The 24,193-nt window shown below is 47.7% G+C and carries 20 protein-coding genes and 1 pseudogene; 13 read left to right on the forward strand and 8 right to left on the reverse strand.

Annotation, left to right across the window (positions count from 1 at the left end):
• Positions 1-50: 50 nt before the first annotated feature.
• Complete coding sequence (locus NC996_RS14795; protein ID WP_190429322.1) at positions 51-1,199, reverse strand: GerMN domain-containing protein; 1,149 nt, start codon at positions 1,197-1,199, stop codon at positions 51-53.
• 365 nt (positions 1,200-1,564) lie between these two features.
• Here NC996_RS14795 and NC996_RS14800 point away from each other — a divergent pair, with 365 nt between their 5' ends.
• From NC996_RS14800 to NC996_RS14810, 3 genes are all read left to right on the forward strand, one after another.
• Positions 1,565-2,950: a 16S rRNA (cytosine(967)-C(5))-methyltransferase gene (locus NC996_RS14800; RefSeq protein ID WP_190688977.1), complete on the forward strand. Its 1,386-nt coding sequence runs from the start codon at positions 1,565-1,567 to the stop codon at positions 2,948-2,950.
• Positions 2,951-3,022: 72 nt separating this feature from the next.
• Positions 3,023-3,445 carry a TerB family tellurite resistance protein gene (locus NC996_RS14805; protein ID WP_190414416.1) on the forward strand — a complete coding sequence of 141 codons (423 nt, stop codon included), beginning with the start codon at positions 3,023-3,025 and terminating at the stop codon, positions 3,443-3,445.
• A 336-nt stretch (positions 3,446-3,781) separates the two neighbouring features.
• Positions 3,782-5,032, forward strand: a complete 1,251-nt coding sequence (locus tag NC996_RS14810) for an S-layer homology domain-containing protein (RefSeq protein ID WP_190688980.1) — start codon at positions 3,782-3,784, stop codon at positions 5,030-5,032.
• Positions 5,033-5,349: 317 nt separating this feature from the next.
• On the opposite strand, the gene NC996_RS14815 is transcribed toward NC996_RS14810, so the two are convergent.
• Positions 5,350-6,849: an ATP-binding protein gene (locus NC996_RS14815; RefSeq protein WP_199303303.1), complete on the reverse strand. Its 1,500-nt coding sequence runs from the start codon at positions 6,847-6,849 to the stop codon at positions 5,350-5,352.
• A gap of 443 nt (positions 6,850-7,292) precedes the next feature.
• On the opposite strand from NC996_RS14815, the gene NC996_RS14820 reads away from it, so the two are divergent.
• The gene (locus NC996_RS14820; protein ID WP_190414413.1) at positions 7,293-7,613 is read left to right on the forward strand and encodes a DUF3155 domain-containing protein; all 321 of its coding nucleotides are present in this window, start codon (positions 7,293-7,295) and stop codon (positions 7,611-7,613) included.
• A gap of 164 nt (positions 7,614-7,777) precedes the next feature.
• Here the strand turns inward: NC996_RS14820 and NC996_RS14825 are convergent, their stop codons facing one another.
• The 3 genes from NC996_RS14825 to NC996_RS14835 all read right to left on the reverse strand — a co-directional run bounded on the left by NC996_RS14825 (position 7,778) and on the right by NC996_RS14835 (position 9,547).
• Positions 7,778-8,311: a cofactor assembly of complex C subunit B gene (locus NC996_RS14825; RefSeq protein WP_190414412.1), complete on the reverse strand. Its 534-nt coding sequence runs from the start codon at positions 8,309-8,311 to the stop codon at positions 7,778-7,780.
• Between the two features lie 100 nt (positions 8,312-8,411).
• Positions 8,412-8,765: a PadR family transcriptional regulator gene (locus NC996_RS14830; protein ID WP_190414485.1), complete on the reverse strand. Its 354-nt coding sequence runs from the start codon at positions 8,763-8,765 to the stop codon at positions 8,412-8,414.
• A 188-nt stretch (positions 8,766-8,953) separates the two neighbouring features.
• Positions 8,954-9,547 carry a hypothetical protein gene (locus NC996_RS14835; protein WP_242028912.1) on the reverse strand — a complete coding sequence of 198 codons (594 nt, stop codon included), beginning with the start codon at positions 9,545-9,547 and terminating at the stop codon, positions 8,954-8,956.
• Positions 9,548-9,683: 136 nt separating this feature from the next.
• Here NC996_RS14835 and NC996_RS14840 point away from each other — a divergent pair, with 136 nt between their 5' ends.
• On the forward strand, positions 9,684-10,277 hold the full coding sequence (locus NC996_RS14840; protein WP_190414411.1) for a DUF3611 family protein: 594 nt from the start codon (positions 9,684-9,686) through the stop codon (positions 10,275-10,277).
• 135 nt (positions 10,278-10,412) lie between these two features.
• A complete protein-coding gene (gene serS / locus NC996_RS14845; RefSeq protein ID WP_190689005.1) occupies positions 10,413-11,705 on the forward strand; it encodes a serine--tRNA ligase in 1,293 nt (430 codons plus the stop codon).
• Between the two features lie 278 nt (positions 11,706-11,983).
• On the opposite strand, the pseudogene ribH reads toward serS, so the two are convergent.
• Positions 11,984-12,457 (reverse strand): annotated as a pseudogene (ribH, locus tag NC996_RS14850) (6,7-dimethyl-8-ribityllumazine synthase); the annotation flags it as partial.
• 125 nt (positions 12,458-12,582) lie between these two features.
• Entirely contained in the window at positions 12,583-12,771 is a 189-nt protein-coding gene (psbZ, locus tag NC996_RS14855) for a photosystem II reaction center protein PsbZ (RefSeq protein ID WP_190414408.1), read from the reverse strand.
• 158 nt (positions 12,772-12,929) lie between these two features.
• Here psbZ and NC996_RS14860 point away from each other — a divergent pair, with 158 nt between their 5' ends.
• The 6 genes from NC996_RS14860 to NC996_RS14885 all read left to right on the forward strand — a co-directional run bounded on the left by NC996_RS14860 (position 12,930) and on the right by NC996_RS14885 (position 21,827).
• Positions 12,930-15,665 (forward strand): CBS domain-containing protein, encoded by a 2,736-nt coding sequence (locus NC996_RS14860; RefSeq protein ID WP_190689092.1) that lies wholly within the window; start codon positions 12,930-12,932, stop codon positions 15,663-15,665.
• Positions 15,666-15,804: 139 nt separating this feature from the next.
• Entirely contained in the window at positions 15,805-17,253 is a 1,449-nt protein-coding gene (locus NC996_RS14865) for a serine/threonine-protein kinase (RefSeq protein ID WP_190689007.1), read from the forward strand.
• A 69-nt stretch (positions 17,254-17,322) separates the two neighbouring features.
• Entirely contained in the window at positions 17,323-17,649 is a 327-nt protein-coding gene (locus NC996_RS14870; protein ID WP_190414406.1) for a DUF6825 family protein, read from the forward strand.
• Positions 17,650-17,789: 140 nt separating this feature from the next.
• A complete protein-coding gene (locus tag NC996_RS14875; RefSeq protein ID WP_190414482.1) occupies positions 17,790-19,547 on the forward strand; it encodes an AarF/UbiB family protein in 1,758 nt (585 codons plus the stop codon).
• 39 nt (positions 19,548-19,586) lie between these two features.
• Positions 19,587-20,315 (forward strand): PP2C family serine/threonine-protein phosphatase, encoded by a 729-nt coding sequence (locus NC996_RS14880; protein WP_190414405.1) that lies wholly within the window; start codon positions 19,587-19,589, stop codon positions 20,313-20,315.
• A gap of 291 nt (positions 20,316-20,606) precedes the next feature.
• Positions 20,607-21,827 (forward strand): glycosyltransferase, encoded by a 1,221-nt coding sequence (locus tag NC996_RS14885; RefSeq protein ID WP_190689008.1) that lies wholly within the window; start codon positions 20,607-20,609, stop codon positions 21,825-21,827.
• Here NC996_RS14885 and NC996_RS14890 read toward each other — a convergent pair.
• Positions 21,788-23,053: a glycosyltransferase family 4 protein gene (locus NC996_RS14890; RefSeq protein WP_190689011.1), complete on the reverse strand. Its 1,266-nt coding sequence runs from the start codon at positions 23,051-23,053 to the stop codon at positions 21,788-21,790. The two genes, NC996_RS14885 and NC996_RS14890, sit on opposite strands and share 40 nt — an antisense overlap.
• A gap of 164 nt (positions 23,054-23,217) precedes the next feature.
• Between NC996_RS14890 and NC996_RS14895 the strand changes: the two genes are divergently transcribed.
• On the forward strand, positions 23,218-24,141 hold the full coding sequence (locus tag NC996_RS14895) for a hypothetical protein (protein WP_190689013.1): 924 nt from the start codon (positions 23,218-23,220) through the stop codon (positions 24,139-24,141).
• Positions 24,142-24,193: the final 52 nt, after the last annotated feature.

The raw sequence follows: 24,193 nt of genomic DNA on the forward strand, positions 1-24,193 counted from the left end.
AACCCAGCCAGTTAAACTAGCTGGGTTAGCAAATTTATACTAAAACCCTATCAACCAGGGCGAACATCAAGACAGCCTTCTGCATAATTCACTTCTGGAACTTTACCAGCAATCATGCGATTAACAGTCTTGCCATTCGTAGACACAAACACGAGACGCAAGTCTTTGTCAGCAAAGCTGCTTGGTTGAACGATCCAGGCTTTACCTTTTTCGCTGTTGGGAAGACGACTTACCTGAATTTGTCCGGGATAAGTAGACTTAATCAGGCTTTCTGTATCGTCAACTTTGATACCATGAACAGTGGTAATTTTATTGGTTTCAATTTCTACTGTAGCGATTCGGCCTTGCGTGACCATAAAAGTAACACCCTCTGGCCCATTTGCTGGCTTGTAATAGTCACAGACGCGATTGGGATTTTGCCGGGATGGCACGATTGGAGTCCCAGCAACGCCTGATGCCTCAGCAACAGTCATGTTAATTTTAACTGACCCAAGTCCGTCAATCGATAGCCCCGATTCAGTTGTCAGTTTTTCGGCTTTCTTTAGGCAAGTATTCTCGCCACTTTGATCGTTTAAGCATTTGCCGTTTCTATCCAGAATAATAACTGAGTTGACAGTTGGAAATTGCTTAAGGGTGGTATTAATAGAGAATTTTTGACGAGCATCATCTCCAGTACCTCCTGAAATTACCGACTTACAGAATTTCAGTTTAGCAATTCCATTCGTGATGGAAATCGTAAAATCTTTGCCGCAGTTGGAACTGCCCTTGAATTCAATAGGGTCGATTAAACCACGAGCTTTTTCCTGACTTGTAGGCCCTGCGATTAATTGCTCAATGGCAAACTGGGCTGTACTCGGACTGTTTGTTGTTCGCCAAACTGGCTCAACATAAGTGAAATCTTGCCCGCTTTGGGGGTTTTTAGGAAAAAAGACTTTTACCTTTTTTGGAGTTGCTTTCACCGGCTCGAAGCTGCTTTGAACAGCTTGTTTAGTTTGAGCGGTTTTTTCTGAAGAAGATACCTCTAAGCTTGATTGGGGCTGAGTTGGTTCGGTCGAGGGTTTGGTTGATGATTCGGTTACGACTTTGGGTGTTTCTGAGGAGGGTGCGGCATCTGTAACTTGAGTGTCACAAGCACTGATACCCGAAACTATTAATAACAAGCAAAAAGAAAATAAAGCTGATTTACGGATGCGGTGCATTTTGTTTCTGAGATGGATGAATGACTAATTACTTACGTTCTCTACTGTAGAAAGCCGTCAGCAGAAAACTGGTGAAGTGGTGTGTCAATACTTGGAGTGACATTAAGTGGAAACAAGCCCTTGTGAGTTGTTTCCAGAAAAAGCAGAGACGTTCTGTCTGAGAAAAAATGGGGTTTGAAGGCTAACAGGGGTTTTCTGCGTCTCCTGAAGCCTTGTGGCGGTCGCTGGGACAATCAAGAGAGTGACACAGACAGTTGAAGGGAACGTGTAAATCGTTGTTTTAATGAAAACATAAAGAGAAACCGGCTGAGTCAAAGTGAGACAGCAATGCTTCCAAATGTATCTGCTAACGCATACTATTTAGTATGCAAAATCCTCGTCAAATAGCATTTCTGGCACTTCGAGATGTCCACCGTAAAGGCGCTTTTGCTGACGTGGCACTCGACCGACTGCTGCGCCAAGCAGACTTAAGTGCTACCGATCGGCGCTTAGTGACAGAGTTAGTTTATGGGAGTGTGAGAAGACAGCGATCGCTCGATGCACTCATCGACCATCTAGGTAAAAAGAAAGCCCACCAACAACCCCTAGACCTCCGCGCAATTCTGCATCTAGGCTTATATCAACTTCGTTATCAAGACCGAATCCCTGTGTCGGCAGCTGTGAATACTACCGTGCAATTAGCCAAAGAAAACGGATTTCCAGGGCTTTCCGGCTTTGTCAATGGTCTATTGCGACAGTATATTCGTCTAGCGGAAGGCAAAAAGCAGGAGAACCGGGGAGGGGAAGTTCAGAACTTAGAACCTGACCCGCTACATCTGCCAAAAAACCCAGTTGAACGATTAGGCATCTTACACAGCTATCCCGACTGGATTATTGAGGTATGGCTAGAACGTCTGGGTTTAGAAGAAACGGAACAGCTGTGTGAATGGATGAACCAAACCCCAGCAATTGACTTGCGGGTAAATCCCCTTCGCGCTGAGATAGAGAAAGTTGAGGCAGCACTGCAAGCTGCGGGTATCTCAGTGAGTCGCGTCCCCCATCTACCCCAAGCTTTGAGGCTAACTGGTGGCACAGGCGCAATTCAAAATTTACCTGGTTTTAGCGAAGGTTGGTGGACGGTACAAGATAGTAGTGCCCAGCTAGTCAGTTATCTGCTAGATCCCCAACCGGGTGAAGTCGTCATCGATGCCTGTGCAGCACCAGGGGGAAAGACAACGCACATCGCAGAATTGATCGAAGATCGGGGAACTGTTTGGGCGTGTGACAAGACTGCTTCCCGTCTCCGGAAACTGCAAGAAAATGCCAAACGGTTAAGTTTGCACTCGATTCAAATTCAGGAGGGGGACAGCCGCAACCTACCCCAGTTTATCAATCAAGCTGATAGGGTATTACTCGATGCCCCCTGCTCTGGACTGGGGACGCTACATCGTCATGCTGACGCCCGTTGGCGGCAAACTCTACAGACAGTTCAGGAACTTTCAATTCTGCAAGGCGAACTATTAGATCGAGTGGCTACCTGGGTTAAACCAGATGGCATTCTGGTTTATGCAACTTGTACCTTGCATCCATTGGAGAATGAAGGTGTTGTTCGCGCCTTTTTAGAGCGTTACCCCCAGTGGCAGATTTTGCCCCCCAACCCCAATTCACCAGCGGCAGCTTATACTACCCCTGCTGGATGGATCGAAGTCTGGCCCCACCGGCATCAAATGGATGGATTCTTTATGGTGCGGCTACAGAAGAAAAATAGCTAAACCTCTATGGTAGTTGTGGTTGCAGAAATCTGTTGATGGATTAATCTGTTAGGGGAAATAAGGGAAAAGCCAATGGTAGCCAATTCTAGTGTTAAACAGCTTGTTAAAATTCTCATCGGCGCAGCTTGGATTGATGGCAAAATTCAGTCAGAGGAACGGCAATATCTTCAGCGAGTGGCGAAGGAAAAGGGCATTGCTGACGATCCAGAGATTCAGCCTTTGTTGTATGAACTCGTAGCTGTAAGCCCAAGCGAGGTCTACAATTGGGTGCAAGATTATTTAGGCGATCGCCCCAGCACCGACGATTACCAGCGCCTCATCGAAGCCCTCAGCGCTTTAATTTATAGCGATGGCGAGGTAGCGATTGAGGAAGCTAAACTCCTGACTCGATTACAGCTTCTAGATCCCAACAGTGCCTCTCAGAAGTCAGCCCCTAGTCCTGTCCTCAAAGCGATTCAAAAACTCTACCGTCGGTGGGTTGACCATCAGAACTAGCTTTAAGACTAATAGATAAAGACCCGAATTTTGACATCATCATTCCACAAGTTAGGGCACGCTACACATAGCGTGCCTTTTTTTTGCATTCCCAATCTATATTGTGATCGGCTTCTAGAGGCTCCGGAAGCCAATTTTTTCTACAACAAGCAACTATTTTTGCAAAATATGCGTCTTTCCTTCTTAGGCAGTCCAGAACTTTCCGCTGAAACTGTCTATATCTCTATAATCTGTCACGGCAGTAAATAAATTTGTTGAGATTGAAATTTCTAGGAACCTATCAGGTAATCTTAGGTCTAAATAATCAAAGGAATGCGAAAAGTGGAGAAGTTCTCAATGTCTAACTTAAAGCGCTTGAAATCTGGAACAGCTTTACTACTAATGCTGGGAATGTCGGCAGGTTCGATGGCTCCCCTAGTAGAAACAATTATGTCACCGGCACCAGCTGTTGCTCAAGCTATCAATTTTAGTGATGTATCCTCAAGCTACTGGGCTGCTAGTTTTATTCAAGAACTGGCACAACGTGATGTAATTGCCGGGTTCCCCGATGGTACGTTTCGACCCAACGATCCGGTGACTCGTGCCCAATTCGCGGCGATGGTTCGTAAGGCCTTCAACAAGAATAAAATCCGCAATGCTGTTAATTTTGTGGATCTTTCATCGACCTACTGGGCATACTCGGCTATCCGTGAAGCTTACGAAATGGGATTTTTGTCGGGTTATCCCGGTAACGTCTTTAGACCTACACAAAATATTCCCCGCGAACAAGTTCTAGTTTCCTTGGCGAATGGCTTGAATTACACTGCCAGCAATCCCGTATCGGCTGATTTGCAAGTGTATAACGATGCTTCTTCCATCTCTACCTATGCTCGCAGTAGCATTGCTGCGGCAACAGAAAAGAGCATTGTGGTGAACTATCCGACTCTCCAGACGCTGAATCCAACTCGGAATGCCACCAGAGCGGAGGTAGCAGCTTTCATCTATCAGGCATTGGTGAGTTCTGGACAAGTAGCGGCAATTAACTCGCCCTATATTGTCTCTCTCAACGACACACCGCCAGAGGACACGACAGTCGCGATTCCGGCTGGAACCACTATTCCAGTTAGGTACGAGAAAGAAAAAATTCTGGTTACAAAGGACGAAAGAGCACCGCTGACGCTAACGGTAGCAGCAAATATCACCACATCTGATGGAACGGTGCTAATCCCCTCTGGAAGCCAAGTGGTCGGTGAATTGCAACCGGCTCAGGGAGGCTCTCAGTTTGTGGCGAAGGAACTGGTTTTCACGAACGGTCAACGGGTGGCTATCGATGCTACTTCTCAAACCATTACCAAAACCGAATCCGTTACCAAGGGTTCTAGCGTTGGTGGTATCCTCAAGAATGCCGCATTAGGTGCTGCTGCTGCTGCTGCGGTTTCTGCTGTGACGGGTGACAAAGCGATCGCTACCGAAGAAGTCTTGGGCGGTCTGGGAATTGGTGGACTCATCGGACTGTTCCTCGGTCGGGATAGAGTGGATCTGATTGCGATTGATCCGGATACGGATCTGAATCTGCGGTTAAATGACGAGTTAGTGCTAGAGCAGTAATATTTGCAGAATGAAGCGTGCAATTCTAGTTGACTGCTGATTGCTTCATTCTTTAAGCAGATAGGCACAAAGAAATAAGTATTTTCTAAACCCGGTTTCTAGAAGAAATCGGGTTTTTAATTCTAAATGGCGTCTTATCACAATCCTATTTAAGTTGTGAGATGCCAGCAGTTCAGATGCCCAACTTCTCCAGGAAGTCGGGCATCTCGTTTTCACGAATCATTGATGACTGCTATACCATGCAGACCGATCGCCTCAGATAAGTAATCGTATTACCCATTACCAGCTCAAATACAAATAAATGTAAGAGCAACTTATCAAACTTCATCTTCGCCCTTTAAGGCTTCAGTTAGTAACCAGACAATAAAGGTCGTTCCGGGTCCTTGAGTGTGGGGAATACTGCGATCGAGCCAGTTGCGTTCGGCGGGGCTAATGACTTCAATTTCGCCCTGCATTTGTTCTACTAAATCTCTCGCGATCGCTAAACCCAATCCACTCCCCGGAATCTCAGTTTCTGCCTGGACGCCTCGGTAATGTCGCTCAAACAAATGCTCTTTATCTTGCACAGGAATGCCAGGGCCAGTATCGCTAATTGCGATCGCCTGAAAATCTCCTTGAGAAGTATGTCGTCGATTTCCTGCCTGAATGTAAACTTGCCCACCCGCCGGGGTATATTTCAAAGCATTGTCAATCAGATTGCTTAACACTTCGCGCAGTACTTTGGCATTGGCTTGTACTGGCGGCAAATTCGGAGGAATTTCTGCTAATAAAGCCAGATTTTTTTCTTGGGCGATCGCGCTGGATGTCACCACTAGCGGTTTCAAAACTTTCGCCACTGAGCAGGATTCCAATGCCAGCGCTCTCGTCGGAATTGTTTGAGGCTCCAATCCCAAGGGAGAGTACAGATTTCCTAAATCTTCACCTTTTGGGGGAAGCGGACAAGACGGGGCAATCGGCACGGGAACTGCATCGTAAGAACGATCCGCAATTTGCCCGTACAAAGGCACTAACTCTCCTTCGTCCATATCCACAGCCCGATCGAACTGTAGAAGCAACTCTTGCAGGCGATCGCTTTCACGCACGATGCTGTTGGCAACTTCGCGGTTCGCATCTCCAGGTACCAATCGTCTGAGGAGCAACTTGCCAAACGTCCGTAAGGCGGTCATGGGATTGCGAAACTGATGTATCAGATCGTCCATGAGATCGCGCTGTTGAGCCTGAAGATGACGCTGCTGACTCAGCTGTTGCTCAAACCATTGGGAACGCCGATCCAGAATACAAGCGCTCGCCAGTGTATCGGCAATCCGTTCAATCGCGGTTCGTTCCCGCTGGTTCCAAGGTCTATCTTCACGAGCTGTCACCAGCAGCCCCATCACCACACCTTCATGCAACAAAGGCACCACAATTTGGCGCGAGGAGCTACTCAAGTCAGCATCGGCGAAGAGCGATCGCTGGAGGGGCCATGTCCCCGCCTTTGCCTGCAATTCATCAATCGTTTCTTCTTTCCCGACTTCAGCCGCCGATTCCGTTGAACCCGTCTCAGAAACCGCATCGGACTCCTGAGGAACCGGAGATGCCGCTGACAATAACCGAGGAATGGATGCCAACGGTCGATCGGAAAATCCCAAAGCCGAAATCTCATCCGTTTCCCATTCCACCGCTGTCTGTGGGTAAGCAACAACCGGCCTTAGCTTAGTTGGGACGCCCTCTACCAGTTCTTCCGTTAAATACACAACACTCAAGGCAGCTTCCAGTCCTTGAGTTAATAGTGCTACTTGTGATTGGCACAAAGTTATGAATTCTGAACTGGTAGACATAGACACATTCGCTTATACTTGGGTACTTGACAGCGAGGAAAATTGCATTTATCGGATCGGGTTTTCTTCCGTCGATCCTGACACGCAATTGCGCTGAAGCGGCAAAGGTCGTGCAAAGACCTCATTTTTGTTTCTTTTTATTACAAAAATTTTAGCGAGCTTTCATGATAGTTTGGTTACAAAACTGCTTCCAAACTGGCTAAATTTTGTCAAGGTCGAATAAATATAGCCCTTTATACGCTATATCTAGGCTCAAGTTTAGACAAGCTTGCATATATAGCGTCTATTGCCCGTTCTGCTGCTGTCGATTTTAATTTCTGAGGGCTGTAATGTTTGTATCAATCGGTAAAAAGCGGTTGATATTTTGAACTCAAACCGATATACTTGCGACGGTTTTTGTATCTATCATTACAACTGTCAGAATTAAAGGGGAGGTAAGGAGGTTGGCTAGAAGACGCAAGCGGAAAAGTCGCCGTCGCCAGGAAGGACGTAGAATTTTAGAGCATGTCCCTCAGTATAGTATTGAAAGTGGCGAAGATAAACCAGTCACCGCCGCGCGAAAGTTTATTCAAACCGAAGGAATCCTTCCGCCTGCTTTGCTGCTCGTGAAGCGGAACGAACACACCACAGATCGGTACTTTTGGGCGGAAAAGGGGCTATTTGGTGCCCAATATGTTGAAGAAAATCATTTTCTGTTTCCTAGCCTTAGGATAATCGACAATCCTGTGGAAAAGCCTACCCTCGCCGCTGTTCGTAGCAGCTGAAGTTTTAGGCATTAAACGTGAAAACTCGGTTATAGGGGCGGTTTGCGAACCGCCCCTATTGTTTTATAGGAGGAATTTTGAATCTTTCCTTCTAATTAAAATTCTTTTGGGTTCACAAACTGACCAGGTTTTGGAATTTTTTAAGGTTTTCAGCGAGAGAGTTGTCATTCGCAAGGCTTTAATTGGAGTTCCTGTTGCAATTGAGCCAATTCATCACGATGGGCGATGACAGTTATTAAACTTCTGGTCTCTTTTTCGACACCTGCAAATGTTTCCACCTTCAGGGAAACTTGTTCGCTGCGTCCAGCTTTTTTCCAGTAAAAAACGCCAGCGGCTGGTGAAAGGAGAACCAAACCTAGAAAGATTTTAGCGAATGGGGGAAATAAAATTGCTAAAACTAACGCCAAACAAAGAAAGCCACAAAAAGCTAATAAGCTCAGAAAAATTGCCAAAAACCAGCTGGGGCGGACAAAGCCTTGGAATGTAACTTGATTTTGCTTTGCATCCACCGCCGCAATCCGGTAAGCACGCCGATCGAAATATTGTTGCAATTGAATTAAAATTGATTCTTCTGGTTGCTCCGCAATCAGTTTCACTTGTTGCGTTCGATCCTTAGCGGAGGCTCGAATAAAGAAAAATAGACCGACTGCTAACAACAGTGTTAGCAGAAATGTTGAAAAGAGAATTGTCGTATTCACGAATTTCTAGATAGGGCAATGGAAAATAGGCTCTTGTCCAAGAGATACAAGATCGCCTATAACCTATAGCCTATCGCAAGAGAGCTTCTTTGGGATTGGCTCAGATGGCTTGAGATTCTCTCATTGTGTATTCATCCCAAAGGCGAGCCAGGTCATGAGCCTGTTCCAGACACTCTGGGCGAATTTGATACATTCGACGAGGTCTTCCTCTCCCCTCCACTTTTTTCCAATACCCTGTGATAGCGGCTTGGTCTTCCAGAAATTTTAAGGCGCTGTATAAGACGGTATCAGAAAGCCGATAGGTAGGATATTCACTCTCTAGTCGCCCGATGAGTTCGGTTCCATAGGATTCTCCACTCATCAAAACTGAAAGGACATAACACACCGCTAGTTCCTTGTTGAGATAAGTGGGAGGAGGGTCTTGAAAAAACTGATAAATATCCTCAAATTTCATCTGCATAATTCACTGAACTCCCAGCCAAATAAATTGGATTAGGATCGATTTCCCCAATCTAACGATGCCTTTATCAATCAGAAAACACACCCCAAACAAGGCTGCTATCACTGGTGTATTAAGACCGCGAACGATCAAAAGCAGCGCGTGATGTCAGCTGGCAAAATGACAGAACGATACCATCAATTTTAGACACTCAATTCTGGGTTGGCCTGCCAGACTTCACGGATGATTTTGCCATCCTTATCAAATTGCACCTGGTAGGAAAGCGACAAAACAACAGGGGTTCCGTGCTTGGACTTGGCATAGATCGTGATGACTGCTTCGACAGCGCGATCGCGTTGCTGTTGTTTTACAACCTGGAAATCTTGAATCTTGTACTTCGAGAAGAATTCTTCCCAGGCTGGGTAGATGGATTTCCCCTGATAGACTTCGTCCAGAACGCCATAGGAGCGCATTAAAATGGCATTGTCACTGTATTGCGTGACTGTTCGCTCCGGGTTTTCCGTAGCGATCGCTGCCCAATGTTTTTGCGCTACCGAAAGCGGTTTCGGTATCACCGTCCTTTGATAGGCTGCCAAACTACCTACCAAAGCAACTGCATAAGCGACGGAGAGTAAATGCTTCCTGAGATTTGGTTGCAGGAATTTCATCATGCTGCTTCCACTTCGAGAGGGCTGCTCTGGAAATGGCAGGCCGTCATCAAAGCCAAGTAAATTAGAAGCCTGCTCTCGAAAGAAAGACGGCTCCATTGGGTTAAAAGTTCTCCAGAGGTTAAACATCTTTGAATTTTGCTGCCCCATTGCCTCAAACTGGTGGTTAGGAAGATTACCGTATAAATTTGGGATTGCATTACTTGTTCAACAAAACGCTCTGTTTATAGATAAATCCGGAATTAAACCGATTTAAAATCAATTTATGCGAGAACAGTTCGATTCATCTCCCGTTCCTTCAGCTCTACAGCGAATCGCTGGCTCTTTTCGGATCGCTGGCTGGGCTGGCTTCTGGGTTCAGTTAGTCCTAGCCGTTGTTTCGAGCATAATTTTCTTGTTTGCCATCCCTGCTGCCCAGCCGCGTGCCAGTGGCGCTGCCGCTGCTAGCCCAGGGACAGGTGGCAGTATCTTTTTTGCAGTTTGCGGTCTTTTAGTGCTGTATTTCAGTGTTTATCAAGCTTGGCGTTACACCCGTTTGGGCATACAGCTAAAAGATTCTAATCCCAACCTCCGCCCGAAAAAGGCAGATACGATTAAAGTTTTAAGGTTTGGATTACTCGTTAGTTTAGGGGGCTTATTATTGGCAGTTCTGGGCGCAGAAGCGATTACCGGCACTCTGCTGGCAAAGTCGCTGGCTCAGGCTCAAGGTGGGGTAGCCATCTACGATCCCCAATTTATTAATCGGTTGATTCAACCTTTAGATATTTTTGTGGTGCTGGCGAATACACATACAATTACCGCTCATTTTGCCGGGATTGTTGTTTCCTTGTGGTTGTATAGTCGCATCAACCGACAGTAATGGAGGCAAAGGGTCGAATTGCGGCATCAGCAAGTAAAGAAGGCTGAGAGCGCATACAGACTCTCGGCTGTATCATCGCGATCGCGCGATCGCAGTGTATTCTGATTAATTGGCAAAAAAAGCTGGAAAAAATCTGTGCTAGACCTCAAGCAGATACGGGAAAATTCAGAAGGTGTACAAGAGCGCCTGAATCGTCGCGGGATCGGGCAATATGACCTACAGCCGATTTTGCAGCGCGACCAGCAGCAACGAGAACTAGAAGCAAAGCGAAGTCAGCTCCAAGCTCGTGGAAACGAAATCGGCAAATTAGTCGGTCAAAAAATTAAATCGGGGAGCGATCCCAACGGCTCAGAAATCCAAGCATTGCGGGAAGAAGGCAACCAAATCAAAAACCAGATTGCCGAACTTGAACCCCAGGAAAGAACCCTGAAAGCCGAGTTAGAAGCGCTCTTGTTATCGTTTCCTAACTTACCCAGTGAGTCCACACCTATTGGTAAAAGTGAAGAAGAGAATGTAGAAGTCCGCCGCTGGGGGGATGAATACTTGCCTCAAAACTCCGAAATTCTTCCCCATTGGGAAATTGGCGAACAACTAGGAATTCTTAACTTTGAGCGCTCGGCTAAAGTTGCACAAAGTCGTTTTGTCACGCTAATTGGTGCTGGTGCTGCCTTAGAAAGAGCTTTAATTAGCTTCATGCTCGACCAGCAAATCGCTGCTGGATACGTAGAAGTCATTCCCCCCTTTCTAATCAACAGCGAATCGCTCACCGCCACAAGTCAGCTGCCCAAATTTGCCGACGAAAGCTTTAAATGCGCTCAAGATGACTTGTGGCTCGCTCCCACGGCTGAAGTGCCGGTGACGAATCTCTATCGAGACGAAATCTTGGAGGCGTCGCAGCTGCCTATCTATCACTGTGCCTATACTCCCTGTTTTCGCCGGGAAGCAGGTAGCTACGGACGAGACACGCGAGGGCTAATTCGACTGCACCAGTTTAATAAAGTCGAGTTGGTAAAACTTGTCCATCCCAATCATTCAGCCGCAGAGCATGAATCGTTGGTACAAAATGCCGAGGCAATTTTGCAGGCATTGAAGTTGCCTTATCGCGTCCTTGAGTTATGCACTGGGGATTTAGGGTTTGGGGCAGCAAGGTGCTATGACCTAGAGGTATGGCTGCCGTCTGCTGAGAAATACCGCGAGATTTCTAGCTGCTCTAACTTCATGGATTTTCAGGCTCGACGCGGCAGCATTCGTTTCAAAGAAGCTGGAAAAAAAGGAACCCAATTTGTCCACACGCTGAACGGTTCCGGATTGGCAATTGGGCGCACGATGGCAGCGATTCTGGAGAACTATCAACAACCCGATGGCACCATCAAGATACCAGAAGCGCTGCAACCTTACCTAGGACGAGAAGTGCTAGGGCAAAAATGAAGGATGTCGGGCTTTGCCCTTCCCGAAGGGTGGCATGAAAGACGAGAGATCAATCTTTATCTTTCTAAATTCGCGGCCTAAATTCGCAGCTCGGGGCGGGAAAACCCCGCCCCAGCTCTCAGCGCACCCGACTCACAGTGCAACGATCAAAGAGAATCAGATGCGTTGCGTTCAACTGCTGACTCTGGAGAAATCGCCAGGTTCGGCGAAACTGGCAGTGCTTGAGTTGTTACTGTATGAACCGCATTATTACCGTAGGATGCGCCACCGGCATTCCCTTTGAGCTGCTGCATCAAGCTTGCCATCTCAAGAGCATTCATCGCATAGCCCCAGCCGTTGTTACTCTTGATGCCAGCTCTTTCCAAGGCTTGTTGCATCGTATCTACTGTCAAAATGCCAAAAATGATCGGCACACCCGTTTGAAACCCAGCATTGGCAATCCCCTTGGAGACTTCCGAGGCGACATAATCAAAGTGGGGAGTTTGACCCCGAATGACTGCACCCAGGCAAATTACAGCATCATATCGGCGCGTGAGGGCCAACTGGTGAGCCACCAAAGGCACCTCAAAACTCCCAGGAACCCAAGCATAGTCCACTTGAGTGCCTTGAGGATTGACATCGATGCCGTGGCGTTTCAGACAATCTTGACACCCCTCCAATAGTTTAGTCGTCACCAAATCGTTGAAGCGACCGATGACGATCGCAAACCGTAGGGGTTGAGTCTGAGTAAACGTTCCCTCGAAAACTGCCATGATTTTAGATATAAGAAGCTTTTTGTCAGTTGTTTTGAGTCATCAGTCATTTGTCTTTAGTCCTGAGTCGGGTGCAGTGGACTGATGACCATCGAACCCTGACCGATGACTGACTCTGACTATCCTTAAACTACCAAATAGCTTAGGGCACCTGTCAGAAATACCAGAGCAATCCAAACTCCAGATCCTAAAAGAAGGAGGCGCTTAGACTGATCCCAGTTCTGAGGAGTGGCATAGGCAACTGGAACCCCAATGACCATGACGAATGATAAAAAGACTAAAGCACCTAGTACCAACTGAAATAAAATTGTCATTTTCTCTTCTCCCAAGACAGCAATGGGCTGGATAGAAATAGTTCAGCCGCAATTCTATACAGTAGTACCGTATCAAAAATCGACACTCATTGGTCATTCGTCATGGGTCATTGGTTATGGGTTATGGGCAAAGGACTAATGACTAAGGACTCATAATGATGAATGTGATTTTGTGCCATACAACAGCGGACTTTGACACCTTGGGTGCAGCGGTGGGGCTAACCCGTCTCCAGCCGGGATCTAGGGTCGTGCTGACCGGCGGTTGCCATCCAGCGGTGCGGGATTTTTTGGCGTTGCACCGAGATGAGTATGCGCTGATTGAGCGTCGCGCTGTGAACCCAGAGCAGATTCGGTCGATTGCTGTTGTGGATACTCAAAAACGCGATCGCGTGGGAAAGGCATCCCAATGGCTGGATTTGCCTGATTTATTGGAAGTTGTCGTTTACGACCATCATCCAGACGGGGAAGGAGATATCCCCGCTACCCGCACCCAAGTTGAGCCAGTCGGAGCAACCACCACTCTGATTGCCGAGCAGCTCCAGCAAGAAGGCATCCAGTTGACGCCTTCTGAGGCAACTGTGATGGCGTTGGGAATCCACGTCGATACCGGATCGTTAACTTATGAAGGGGCGACGGCAAGAGATGCGATCGCGTTGGCTTGGTTAATGGAACAAGGGGCAAGCTTGCGCTTAATTGCCGATTATGTTGAGCCAGGTTTATCGCCTCAATTGCAGGAACTGTTGACAGAAGCGCTGGACCATTTACAAAGAGCGACAACGTGCGGCTATACCGTTTCTTGGGTGCTGCTCAAAACCTCTGACTACGTTCCCGGCTTGTCAACGCTTGCGACTCGACTTCTGGATCTGGGCGAAAGCGATGCTTTGCTACTCGCTACGGCGTATCCAGTGGGGGATGGAGGTGAAGAGCGATTTACGGTCATTGGGCGATCGCGTATTGAAGGCACCAATCTCAATGAATTGTTTCACCCGCTGGGTGGCGGGGGGCATTCCCAGGCGGCGTCGGTGACACTGCGCGGCGTGGATACCCAGGCAACTCTCGATCGGCTCGTCAGTCAGTTAAAAGACCAAATTCCCCAGCCACTGACAGCACGAGAACTGATGTCATCCCCAGTGCGGACGATTCGCCCGGACACGACAATTGAGCAAGCCCAGAGAATTTTATTACGTTATGGGCATTCTGGTCTTTCGGTCGTGAATTCCGAAGACCAACTGGTGGGGATTGTTTCCCGGCGGGATATCGATCTGGCATTGCATCATGGCTTTAGTCATGCGCCGGTAAAAGGCTACATGGCTAACAATCTGAAGACGATTACTCCGGATACGTCCTTGCCAGAGATTGAATCGATTATGGTGACTTACGATATCGGGCGGTTGCCGGTATTGCAAGATGGGCAACTTGTCGGAATGGTGACGCGCACCGATGTTTTGCGGCAGTTGCATCAGGGAAGAGGGAATGGAGGATATGTTACAGATGACGAGAGAAAAAATCCCCTTCCCAATTCCCGATTATCAATTCCAAATGCTCATCAAACCCTAACCGATATTTTGCGCGATCGCCTTGCTCCTCCCTTGTGGGAATTCCTCACTAGAGCCTCCCAGCAGGCAGAACAACGCGGCTGGCATCTCTATTTGGTCGGCGGAGGGGTGCGGGATTTACTGCTCGCCAATCCCCATGAAACCCTGATGCTTTCAGATATTGACTTGGTAGTAGATGGCTTTCACCGCTCGGCGGATGTCGGAGCTGGGGTAGAACTAGCGAAAGCACTTCAACAAACCTATCCAAATGCTCGTCTGGAAGTTCACGGTCAATTTCAAACAGCCGCGCTACTGTGGCACAATGACCCAGTTTTAGACTCTCTTTGGGTAGATATTGCGACGGCTCGAACTGAGTTTTATCCTTACCCAGCCGCGAATCCAGAAGTTGAAGCGAGTTCAATTCGCCAAGATTTGTATCGGCGGGATTTCACCATTAACGCCTTGGCGATGCGACTGACGCCACCCCGGGCGGGTGAATTATTAGATTTCTTTGGCGGAATGTTAGATTTGCGATCGCGCCAAATCCGCGTCCTCCATGCCAATAGCTTTATCGAAGATCCCACGCGCATTTATCGCGCCGTGCGGTTTGCAGTGCGCCTGGGATTTCAGATTGAGCCACAGACGGAAGGATATATCCGCTATGCGCTAGAGAGTGGAATTTACGAGCGCTCGCTCTCTGAAAATAGCAAAGCCCCAGCGCTACAAACACGGCTGAAAGCAGAACTCAAATACATCCTCCAAGCGCCCTACTGGAAACCCGCGTTGCAGTTACTTGCCGATCTGGGGGCGTTGCGGTGCCTCCATCCCACGCTAGAGTTAGATGAGCCATTATGGAAGCAGGTGCGTTTACTAGATCGGTGTCTGCGCCGATTTGATCCCCAGAAAACCCTCGATCATTGGCAGATGCGGCTAGAAATTTTAATTGCCTACCTCGCTGGCGAATATCGCGCGAAAGTGGCAATCAATCTGCAATTACCGACAGACAGTATCGAACGATTAGAGCAACTCGATCGGGATCGAGCGGATGTGGTGAAATTTTTGCCCGAATGTCACCGACCGAGTCAAATTGTCGTGTTGCTGAGACGGTACGAATTGCCTACGTTGATTTTGATTGCTGTCAAAAATTCGCGTCTGATTCGGCGGCTAATTTGGCGATATCTCACTATCTGGGCGAATATTCAACCGATATTAAACGGCAATGATTTGAAAACCCTCGGCTACAAACCGGGGCGTGAATTTAAACCCATGTTAGATCGTCTGTTGGCAGCAACGCTGGATGGAGAAATCCGCGATCGCGCTGATGCTGAAAAATTTTTGGCAGAGTATTATCCACTTTGAAGCGGCTAAGAGTCAAATCCAGGAGCGGAAACACCCGCCCTAAGCAAGCCCGGTAATCAACCGCCGCTTCCCTCCCTCCTGAGACTCAAAATTCGTACCAAGACGGTAGCATAGTTGGGAAAACTGTAACAAATCTTTAATGAACTTAACGGCTGGAGCAGTCCTGAAGAACGGCAAATACGTCCTCGACGCCCCACTGGGTCAAGGTATCTTTGGGATCACCTACCGGGCGACTCATACTCAATCGGGGAAAGCGGTCGTCGTCAAAACCCTCAACGACAGTCTGAGGACTCATCCCGATTTTGAGCGGTTTGGGCAGCAATTTCTCACCCAGGCACGTCGCCTCGCTCGCTGCAAGCATCCTCACCTGGTTCGGGTTCTCGACTTGTTTGAGGAATCTCGGCGATGTTTCATCGTCATGGAGTTCCTACCGGGGCAGACCCTAGCTGAATCGCTGCCAGCGGGTCAGATTTTGCCAGAAGCCCAAGCCCTTGGCTATATTCATCAAATTGGCAGTGCCTTAACGGTGATTCACAAGGCAGGGTTACTGCACCGAGATGTCAAACCCCAAAACATCATCCGGCGTCAAGGAACTGATGATGTCGTGCTGATTGACGTTGGTTTTTGTGATGAATTGACGCCGGGAGTGACGCAAACCCAAGCCAGTTTACTAAATCCCGGATATGCGCCAATCGAACAATATTTTTCCCAGGCAAAACTCACCCCAGCGACAGATGTCTATGCTTTAGCAGCAAGTTTGTATTGCTTGCTGACGGGTCAACCGCCGGTTCCAGCACCGCTACGCGATCGCATCCCTCTGTCAAATTTACGGGAAATTCAACCCAAACTCAGCCCGACTGCGATCGCTGCCATTTTGTGTGGCTTAGAAATCAAAGCCGAGAAGCGTCCCCAAAAAGTAGAAGATTGGCTCTCCCTGTTGCCAGCTAGCAAGGCTCCACAGGCTCCCCGCGCGACCCAAACGGCTCGTCGCCCTGTAATCCCCAAATCTCAGCCTGCCCCCCAAAAGCCGCAACCAGCCAGCAACACGAAACCGAAGATATCGCTTGCTAGCGGAGTGAACTGGAATCTTAGCCAGGATGTGAAGCGACCGGGCAAAACCCGCCCCTACAAAACTCGACTAGCCAAAGTGAGTGCTGCCCCGAAACAACTCAAAACAGCGATACGGGCAAACTTCCCGATTGCCTTTGCCAAACTGAAAATCTCGCTAGAGAGTTTCAAGATTCCAGAGACGATGAATCGCGTCTCTACAAAGCTTGGCTCGTCAGCGAACCTTCCTAGCTTACAAAACTTAAAGTTTCCTAAACTGACACTAGGCAGAGGGCTGATGATGACCGCTGCGATCGCTACCTGTACGGGTGCTGGATTCGGCTTGGCAGTTCGCTTGAACGGAGCAATGGGACCGGGATCTTCTATCCTGCATACCGAACAATCCTTTCCACCCCGCGACGACTGGCCCATCTCAGACACCCCCGATCCCACGTCCAACGCTAACCTGCTATCACCCCCCGCTGCTGTTGTCGCACCCGTACCACCTTCCTCAGGTACACTGCCAAAGCCTAAGCTGTAACCTAGGCTGTATGTAGTATCGAGAGCAAGCAAGTTATAATTTGTTTCGGACGCACAAATAGATTTTTTCATGACGAATCCTGTAGTTCATGCCTTTTTTGTCGGCAGAGCGGTTGCAGAAGCTCTCAATGAACAGGTAGAAAACGCCGTCACCAATGCTCTCTCAGAACTCGGCAAATTTGATGCTGAACAACGAGAGTCTTTGCGGCACTTCACCTCACGAGTAACCGAACGCTCTAACGCCCAAGCTGAAACGGTGATGCGGGGGCGAACCACTACCAGCATTGTGCCTCAAGGCACCCAAACAACAGATTTGCAAGCGACGATTGATGAACTTCGGGCAGAAGTCGCTCGCTTTCGCGCCGAATTACAACGCTATCGCAGCAGCTCAGTATAAATCCTGAGAGCGCAGCGCTCTGTTCGCGTGCTGAGGGGGAATTCAGTTAAAAGTTCAGTTGTGAGTTGTTAGTTATCCAAAACTCACACACTCAACTGCGATCGCGCCAACTACTTGAAAAAACAGACTTAGGAATCCGAGTGTCAGCCTATCCTAATGACTCTAAACTGAAGCGATACGCGGCTAGCACGCCGAGTGCCCAGCGTGCCGCTGATAAAGCCCGTAAGGATAAGGCTTATCGGTGGAACCGTGAAAGTTACTCCCATCAACGGCGCTTCGTAGATATTTGGGGGTTTGTTTTAACCTTATTGTTTAAGCTCTGGCGCTACAACAAATCTTGGAGCTATCCGGGCGGAGTTACAGAGGAAAAACAAGCCCACAGACGCAGAGCACAAGCGATTTGGATTCGAGAGACGTTCTTAGACCTAGGGCCGACTTTTATTAAAGTTGGGCAGCTGTTCTCCACCCGTGCCGATTTATTCCCTGTGGAGTATGTGGAGGAACTTTCTAAGCTGCAAGACAAAGTGCCTGCTTTTAGCTACGAACAAGCTGAGGTGTTGATTGAGAAGGACTTCAGCAAGAAAGTTTCGCAGCTTTACCGCACTTTTGACCCGATTCCCCTGGCGGCTGCTAGCTTGGGACAGGTACATAAAGCAACTCTCCACAGCGGCGAAGAAGTCGTGGTCAAGGTACAACGACCCGGACTGCGGCAGCTGTTTACGGTTGATTTGCAAATTCTTAGAGGAATTGCCCGTTTCTTTCAAAACCATCCCGACTGGGGTCGGGGTCGTGACTGGCTGGGAATCTATGAGGAGTGCAGCCGAATTCTTTGGGAAGAAATTGATTACCTGAATGAAGGCAGCAATGCCGATACGTTTCGCCGCAACTTCCGCGCCTATGATTGGGTAAAAGTGCCGCGTGTCTACTGGCGATATACGTCGCCACGGGTTGTCACTCTTGAGTACATTCCGGGCATCAAAATTAGTCACTATGAAGCGCTAGAAGCAGCAGGGCTAGATCGAAAGGAACTGGCTCATCTGGGTGCTAAAGCTTACCTGCAACAATTGCTCAACGATGGCTTCTTCCACGCCGACCCGCATCCTGGCAATATCGCAGTCAGTCCCGAAGGTGCCCTAATTTTCTATGATTTCGGCATGATGGGGCGGATTAAGTCCAACATTCGCGAGCAACTAATGGAAACGCTGTTTGGCATTGCCCAAAAAGATGGCGACCGAGTGATGCATTCGCTCGTCGAAATGGGAGCGCTGGCAGCGGTTGATGATATGGGACCCGTACGGCGATCGATTCAGTATATGCTGGATCACTTTATGGACAAGCCGTTTGAAAACCAATCGGTGAGTCAGATTAGTGAAGACCTTTATGAAATTGCTTACGACCAACCTTTTCGGTTTCCGGCGACTTTTACCTTTGTGATGCGAGCCTTCTCAACTTTAGAAGGGGTTGGAAAAGGCTTAGACCCGGAATTTAACTTTATGGAGGTTGCAAAACCCTTTGCAATGCAGCTTATGGCAGATAGTAATGGCAGTAATAGTAGTAGTAGCTTCTTGAATGAATTAGGACGGCAAGCGGCTCAAGTTAGCAGTACGGCTTTGAGTTTGCCCAGGCGGATTGAGGATACGATTGAGAAATTAGAGCAGGGCGACCTGCGAATTCGAGTGCGCTCTATTGAGAGCGATCGCATTCTTCGGCGAATGAGCAGTATTCAGTTAGGAACCAACTATACTTTGCTCATCAGTGCCTTCACTCTGTCAGCCACCATCCTCTTCGTTCAGGGTTATGTCGGGTTGGCAGTCGTGGTTGCTCTGGGGGCATCTGCCATCGCGTTTGTCCTCATTCGCTTGCTCATGCGCCTCGACCGATTTGATCGGATGTTTTGATTCGGGTAAAGTAAAGTTGCTGTTGCCAGCAGACAATATATGATTCCTCGCTCCACGGGCCTCTCTGATGCGGGACTTCTTCGTTCCGTCAACCAAGATGACTACCATATCGACCCTGATGGGCGATTTTTTATAGTTGCTGATGGCATGGGAGGACATGCAGGAGGCCAGGAGGCAAGCCAAATCGCCACTCAGGCTATCTACACCTATCTAGATGAGCATTGGCATTCCGACGAGACTTGCCCAGCGTTATTAGAAAAAGCCTTCTTGGATGCAAATCAGGCGATTTTACAAGATCAAGCGAATCATCCAGAACGCTCAGATATGGGCACGACAGGCGTTGTAGTGATGTTTCGCCAACAGCAGCCTTGGGTCGCTCATGTGGGGGACTCTCGCCTTTATCGAATGCGAGGGGCAACTCTAGAGCAAATCACTGAGGATCATACTTGGGTGGCACGGGCGATGAAAGCCGGGGAGCTGACTTCCGAACAAGCTAAAATGCACCCGTGGCGTCACGTATTGTCTCAGTGTCTGGGTCGTAAAGATTTGCGTTTGATTGAGATCCAACCGCTGGATGTGCAAGCAGGCGACAGGCTGCTGCTGTGTAGCGATGGACTCACAGAAGAACTCTCGGATCAGTTGATTGCAACTCACCTCAAGGTTACTTCCTTGGAAAAGGCAGCCGACGCCCTTGTCGAGTCCGCTAAAGATAAAGGGGGCAGAGACAATATTACAGTGGTGCTGGTAGCGATTGAGGGGGGCGACTGAGCAGGAATAGCGGTGAGGTGATTCCCCGCGATAAAAAAACCCACACTACCATCGCCTGCGGCTCCCTGCCCCTAATCCCCGTTGACGGGGATTAGCTGTCTCATTCCGTTGAGCGCTTGATAACTCGTTCGCGGAAAAGGGAATAAGATCCTGGGTTTTTCAAATTTTTCCTTAATTAAATGAAATCCCTCTAGGTTAGACAAAACGTTAAGGGAATCAGATTCACAACTGAGCGATCGCATTTTAGACTTTAGACTTTAAACAGTCCTAGTAGCAATCCTTTATAGTCCCTTGAGACGTCTTCTTTTTCTCACGGAACGATTTCCCCCAGATATTGGCGGGTTAGCGAGTAGCGCCGGACGCATCGCCGCCGCCCTCTGCCAGTTGGGTATTGAAGTAGACGTGGTGGCGTGGAGTCGTTACTTGCAACCGGGAGAAGTCCGGAGTTCAGATGTTGCCAGAGGGGGAGCAACCGGGCACGCTGAAAGTCAAGATTTCCAAATCGTCAAACATCTCAAAGTCCATCGGGTGGGGCTATATCGCCACTGGGATATGACGATGCCTCATACGCTTAACGTCCTCGACTGGCTGCATCAGTGCCGTGGATACGATGCTGTTTGGGGGCACTATGTCTTCCCCAGTGGGTTCTTAGCCACTTGGTTTGCGGCGACAAATGGGCTTCCTAGCACGGTAAGCGCCCGTGGGAATGATATCGATCGAGCCATGTTTCCACCGGGGGATTTTGCGCGACTGCAATGGACGTTGTTAAATGCCGGTTTGATTACGGCGGTGAGTGCTGATATGGCACGAAAGATTCAGCTACTCGCCCAGCGGGATGATGTGATGGTTTTGAAAAATGGCGTCAATGAGCGGGTATTTTCGCCCCCCATTATCGGCGCAACTCATGAATCATCCCTTCTGAGAGCATCTTTAGGGATTGCTCCTGATGAAGCGGTACTGGGATTTTCCGGAGAATTACGAGAAAAGAAGGGGCAGCAGTTTCTTCTGAATGCCTTAACCACAGTCCGCGCCCAACGTCCTGCGTGTTTGTTAATTATCGGGGAAGTGCGGGCGTCTCAAGAAGCAGCACTACAACTGTATGCGACTCAGCATCCAGAAGACGCCAAGCGGGTGATTATTACCGGACATTTAGCGAGTCCTGCGGCGGTAGCGGGGCATCTGCGGCTGTGTGATGTCTATCTGCAACCTTCTGTATGGGAGGGGATGCCGAATGCGCTGCTAGAAGCGATCGCCTGTGGTTGTTGCTGTATTGCCAGCGATGCCGGTGGAATTCCAGAGGTGATTGAGCATGGGAAAAGTGGATTTTTGCTTCCTCGTTCCCAGTTACATCGACTGGGTGAGGCGGTGCTGGAGTGTTTAGATTTAGAGCCAAGTGCTAGGCGTCAGATTGGGATGGCAGGGCGCGATCGCATTCTCGCTGAATTTTCTCTAAAACATGAAAATCAGCGGCTTCAAACTGTTATCGATCGTTTAATCCCAATTTCCTCATAAGCTGCCACCAAAGCATCACCCGCGTGTTTCCACGTGTAATAATTTTCGATCTGCTGACGGGCATTCCTCGCCAAATTTCTTGCCAATTCTGGTTCTGTTTTCAACCTCAGTAAAGCATCTTTAATTGCCTTTGCAGAACCCGGTTTCACGAGTAGAAAATGCACCCCATCCTCACCCAATTCTCTCGCTACTGGTAAATCGCTAGCAATCACTGGCGTACCTGTCGCCATTCCTTCCAAAATCTTTAAAGGACAACAACCCTGAACCAGATTTCGGTCATTGGGCGTCAACGGAGCCAAAATTACATCAGATGCATGAATTTTTTGGACGAGTTCCGCTTGCGATACAGGGTCTAGAATCGTGAGAGACTCTGCTACCCCTAATTTTGAAGCTAGCTGTTTTAAGGCTAAAATCTGAAATTCACGAGCTTGTCCAATGACTGTTAATTGAGTAGGAAAATCCCGGTCAGCAAGTGCCAGTGCTTCAACAGCAAGATTAATCCCTTGCCAAGGGGAAAATGTCCCAAAATATAACACCTGAAATCGAGGCTGAGTCTTTATTGCATCATTTTCAATCTGTAGGGGTGGCGTTTCCTTGTCCTGATAGGGAAGATTTGGATACTCGGCATCCCTAAATTTTGAAGGACGATAAGTAAATATATCTAAATCAACTCCATTGGGAATGACGCGGATTTTTGAGCCGGGAACCCCTCTTGTTTGGAGATAGTCTCTGGTTACGGAACTAGGCGTTAAAATTAAATCTGATGCTTCTAAACAAATTTTTTCTTGCGCCTTTAATTTGTGCAATAATTCCCGATCTTCTGCCACTGCTGGATAGCGATATTTGAGTTCAATGGATGGCAATCCATTAACTTCAAAAATTAAATACTTACATAATTTTTCTTTGCTCAGGGCAATGGGAAATCCTTCATAAATAGAACGGATATGCACTGTCTCAAACCACTGATTCTGCCACCAATTGCCCAGCATCGCGCGAAAATAAATCACTCGATTAATTAACGTATCTCCTAGCGCAGGTAACATGGATTGGATAACATGAGGTGATTCCCTCTGATTTACTGCGTAGGCTGTCGGGGAAACTGTCACTAGCTGAATGTCGCCAAAAGCATCTGCCAAAGCTTGAGTAAAAGCAGAAATATGAATTGCGGCTCCCTTGGGCGCTGGTACGGTATCAAAAGAAACGTAAACTATTCTAGAATCGTTCATCAACTAAACTATGACTCAATTTTGCCCTAAGATTCTAACTTTTTGTAACGATAATTACCACTTCCGAGAACGTATCTGTTATCAAAGCGTTTGAGTGTGATTTTAGGTAAGCGAGCGCTACCTTCCGTAATCCCCGATTCATTGATATTGAATTTTTATTACAAATGTCAATAAATTTAGAAACCTTTCGCAAATCTCTGACTTATTCGGTGACGGCTGCTGTTTCTGACATTGTCAAAGACTTAAGGGAAATGGCAACCCTAGATAGAGCCTCGGAGGCAAAGCAAACAGAGTTTGGAAGTTTAGCAACCAAATGTGTTATTGGTGCGATTACTTCAATTGTTATAGCGTTCATTTTAATGATAGTTGTAGGAGAGATGGGAGATGGGATTCAATTATTTGGATATATTGTAACTGTTTTATTATTGTTTGTTGGATTAGGATGTACGATCGTAGCGATTTATGCAGGAATAAGGAGGAGTAAATATAGCCGATTAAATTTACCAAATCATCGCTATGCATTAACGGAAAAAATTTTGGAAATGCTGGAGCGAGATATGGATAAGGAAGCTAAGGTCAGTGTTCATTTAGATCTCAGTCCAGCCCATCAAAAATCTAAGCAGATTAAAACAGTTGCCCATCCCTCGAAATCAGGATTTAAAATAGATATTTTCCAAGATGATTGGCTAAAAATGGAAGGACAATTTTTAGATAAAACTCGTTTTGTATTAACAACTTCTGAGCTAAATCAGACCGCTTATGGATGGAAAACTTCTAGAAGCGGCAAATCAAAATACAAAACGAAATCGAAAGCCAAGGGATTAGATATCAGTCTGGATTTAACTTATCCGCAACGACGGTACGGGGCAATCAAAGTTCTGAACAATGAAGCTGTGAATGCAGTAAAAATTCCAAAACTGACTAAGGTAAAACGGATGAGAGTGACGGATAAGGGAATAAACTTAGTCGTGAAAATGCCACCTTCGATGCCTTGGAACGAAGAAACATTATATCAAACTATCACGATGATGTTTCTCAGCCTGTATCAAGTTCTAAATTTAGCTCGGATGTTATCTAAGGCAAAGTAAGTAAAAGTAAAAACATATTTAGTTTGTTTGCAAAAATCCGGAACATTAATTA

Origin of the sequence: Trichocoleus sp. ST-U2, assembly GCF_039961875.1 — a bacterium.
GTDB lineage: Bacteria > Cyanobacteriota > Cyanobacteriia > Cyanobacteriales > FACHB-T130 > FACHB-T130.